Annotated in this window: 4 protein-coding genes; all 4 read left to right on the top strand. The window is 38.2% G+C overall.

All coding sequences use genetic code 11. From position 1 onward, the window contains the following. The first annotated feature begins 233 nt into the window (after positions 1–233). Positions 234–653 carry an arsenate reductase (thioredoxin) gene (gene arsC, locus LIZ98_RS17090; RefSeq protein ID WP_227140351.1) on the top strand — a complete coding sequence of 140 codons (420 nt, stop codon included), beginning with the start codon at positions 234–236 and terminating at the stop codon, positions 651–653. Positions 654–845: 192 nt separating this feature from the next. Then, positions 846–1211: an ArsR/SmtB family transcription factor gene (locus LIZ98_RS17085; protein ID WP_041903003.1), complete on the top strand. Its 366-nt coding sequence runs from the start codon at positions 846–848 to the stop codon at positions 1209–1211. Continuing rightward, positions 1204–3375: a heavy metal translocating P-type ATPase gene (locus LIZ98_RS17080; RefSeq protein WP_255602342.1), complete on the top strand. Its 2172-nt coding sequence runs from the start codon at positions 1204–1206 to the stop codon at positions 3373–3375. Before LIZ98_RS17085 ends, LIZ98_RS17080 begins: the two co-directional genes overlap by 8 nt. Positions 3376–3453: 78 nt before the next feature. Further along, positions 3454–3686: hypothetical protein (locus LIZ98_RS17075; RefSeq protein ID WP_227203158.1), on the top strand; the 233-nt coding region annotated here is incomplete at its 3' end.

The raw sequence follows: 3686 nt of genomic DNA, 5'->3' as shown, positions 1-3686 counted from the left end.
CCACCCGTTAAACCGTAAGGTTTAGGGCTTGCGACTTTAGTCGTGGGAGTCTCAAGGGGTGTTACTGGTGAATTCAGGGATTCTACTGTTGCTAGTTGGGTCCGGGTACCGCTCAGGTAAGGAAACTGAACCGTTGACACTAGGCTGCCAAATTTTGACTACTAACCTTCTTATGTGTAGAGAATAAAAATGCTTAAAATTAACAAATTTAATAAAAAAGGAGATGAACTGGTTTGTCTAAAAAAACAATCTATTTTTTGTGTACTGGTAATTCCTGCCGCAGCCAAATGGCAGAGGGGTGGGCAAAAAAATATCTAGGTAAAGAGTGGAATGTTTATAGTGCAGGAATTGAAGCACATGGATTAAATCCAAATGCAGTGAAAGCAATGAAAGAAGTCGGAATTGATATTTCTAATCAAGCATCGGAAATTATTGATGCTGAGATTTTAAATCATGCAGACTTAGTTGTGACTCTTTGCGGGGATGCTCGGGATAAATGTCCGGTTACGCCACCACATGTAAAAAGAGAGCATTGGGGCTTTGATGACCCGGCAAAAGCGGAAGGGACAGATGAAGAAAAATGGGCAGTATTTCAGCGGGTACGGGACGAAATTGGGGAGCGGATTAAGCGTTTTGCTGAAACAGGTGATTAAGGTGAAAAATATGTGGTAGGAAAGGAATTAATCGTAAATTTTGTTTGACATTACTACAGTTAGATACTTTATATGTATAAAAAAATTAATAAAATTATATATTCAAATGATTGTTTGACCGTTTGAATATGAGAGCATATAATAATTAATATAATAGTCAAATCATCATTTGAATGACAAGGGAGAAAAAATATGAATAATGATATTTGTGAAATAACGTGTATAAATGAGGAAAAAGTAAACAGGGTGAAAACGAGCTTAGCTGAACAAAATTCTACAGATGTTGCTAAAATTTTCAAGGCATTGTCTGACGATACAAGAATTAAGATTGCTTATGCTTTGTCAGTTGAGGATGAATTATGTGTGTGTGATGTAGCCAATATTACTGGTTCTACAATTGCCACAGCTTCTCATCATTTAAGGCTATTAAAGAATTTAGGTATAGCGAAATATCGTAAAGAGGGGAAGTTAGTATTTTATTCTCTAGACGACGAATATGTGAAGAATTTAATCCATTTAGCATTTGCTCATCAGAAAGAGGTTAGGGAAGTTGAGTGAAGCAACTATTTTTGAAAATAAAAATGTTTATCGGGTTGAGGGATTTTCCTGTGCAAATTGTGCTGGAAAGTTTGAAAAAAATGTTAAGGAACTACCGGGAGTACAGGATGCAAAAGTGAATTTTGGCGCCTCGAAAATTACTGTTTACGGTGAAACAACAGTAGAAGAATTGGAAAAGGCGGGTGCTTTTGAAAATCTTAAAGTATTTCCGGACAAGTCAGAAGCGCCATCGTCAACAGTGAATCAAATAGATAAAGAGGTGACGAAAGAGGCGAAAACTCCATTCTATCAAAAACACAGTACACTTTTATATGCTTCATTGCTAATTGTTTTTGGATATCTTTCTCAGTTTGTCAATGGGGAAGAAAACCTAATTACTTCAGTGCTATTTATCGCATCGATTGTCATCGGAGGGCATTCACTTTTTAAAACAGGTTTTCAAAATTTGTTCAAACTTGATTTTGATATGAGAACATTGATGACGGTTGCTATTATTGGTGCTGCTTTTATAGGAGAATGGGCAGAAGCGTCGATTGTTGTTATTCTTTTTGCCATAAGTGAAGCCATGGAGCGATATTCAATGGATAAAGCCAGACAATCCATTCGATCATTAATGGATATTGCCCCAAAAGAAGCACTTATTAGGCGAAATGGACAAGAAATGACGGTCTCTGTGGATCATATTTTGGTTGGAGATATAATGATTGTTAAGCCCGGTCAAAAAATCGCGATGGATGGAATTGTCATTAGCGGTACTTCTTCAGTAAACCAAGCAGCAATTACAGGAGAGTCCGTACCGGTTTCTAAAACCGTTGATGATGAAGTATTTGCAGGAACGATTAATGGAGAAGGATTACTTGAAGTAAAAATTACGAAACTTGTAGAGGATGCAACGATTTCAAAAATTATTCATCTTGTTGAGGAAGCACAAGGTGAACGCGCTCCGGCACAAGCCTTTGTTGACACATTCGCTAAATATTACACGCCCATTATAATGGTCATTGCCGGATTAGTTGCGATCATACCTCCTTTGTTTTTTGATGGAGATTGGGGAACATGGGTTTATCAAGGATTATCAGTTTTAGTTGTTGGCTGCCCTTGTGCATTGGTTATATCTACGCCAATTTCAATCGTTTCAGCAATCGGAAATGCTGCGAAAAAAGGTGTTCTTATTAAAGGTGGTATTTACTTAGAACAAATGGGTACTGTAAAGGCCATTGCATTTGATAAAACAGGTACATTAACAAAGGGTGTTCCAGTAGTTACTGATTTTTATGTGCTGAACGATCAAATCAATGAAAATAAGCTGTTATCCATCATTACTGCGTTAGAATATCGTTCTCAGCATCCGCTTGCTTCTGCCATTATTCGAAAAGCAGAAGAAATGAATGTTACTTATTCTAATGTAATCGTGAATGATTTCACCACTATCACAGGTAAAGGGATTAAGGGTACTGTAGAAGGAACAACTTATTATATAGGTAACCCAAAACTTTTTAAGGAAGTACCAAATGCGAATTTTGATAACAGCTTAGAAGATAGAATAACCAATCTTCAAAACGAAGGGAAAACAGTGATGATTTTTGGTACAGAAAAAGGAATACTTGCCTTAATTGCGGTAGCTGATGAAGTACGTGAATCTAGTAAAAATACCATTCAAAAACTGCATCAACTTGGAATTAAAAAGACGGTTATGCTTACAGGTGATAACAAAGGCACTGCAAACGCAATTGGTCGGTATGTAGGTGTTTCGGAAACTCAAGCAGAATTGATGCCGCAAGATAAATTAGCTGTTATTAAGCAGTTAAGATCTGCGTATGGAAACGTTGCTATGGTTGGTGATGGTATCAATGATGCTCCTGCTTTAGCGGCTGCAACTGTCGGAATTGCGATGGGGGGAGCTGGAACGGATACAGCACTGGAAACGGCAGATGTTGCTCTTATGGGAGACGATTTAAGTAAGCTTCCATTTACGGTAAGACTAAGCCGAAAATCGTTAAATATTATTAAAGCAAATATAATCTTTGCAATAGGTATTAAGTTAATTGCCTTATTATTGGTCATTCCCGGCTGGTTAACGCTATGGATTGCAATTCTATCAGATATGGGGGCAACTCTTTTGGTGGCACTAAATGGTTTACGACTGATGAGAGTGAAAGAATAATTAAAAACTTGAGTTTCGCATCCCAAAGACGGGGTGAGTGGTGTTTTGTCACCCAAAAAAGGAGTTTTTCGGCTCAAAATGGTGACGAGAAAGGTTCTCGTCGCCCAAAAAAGGAGTTTCTCACCCAAAAGTGACGACGAGAATGGGCTTCGTCGCCAAAAAAGAGAGTTTTCCGGCTCAAAATGGCGACGAGAAAGGTTCTCGTCGTCGAAAAATGGGGTTTCCCGGCTGAAAATGGCGACGAGAAAGGTTTTCGTCGTCAAAAAATGGAGTTTTTCGGCTGAAAATGGCGACGAGAAAAGGTCTCGTCG

It is taken from the genome of Caldibacillus sp. 210928-DFI.2.18, assembly GCF_020554505.1.
GTDB lineage: Bacteria > Bacillota > Bacilli > Bacillales > Caldibacillaceae > Caldifermentibacillus > Caldifermentibacillus hisashii.
The sequence above is the reverse complement of the archived record's forward strand: the minus strand, read 5'-3'. Positions and strand labels throughout refer to the sequence as shown.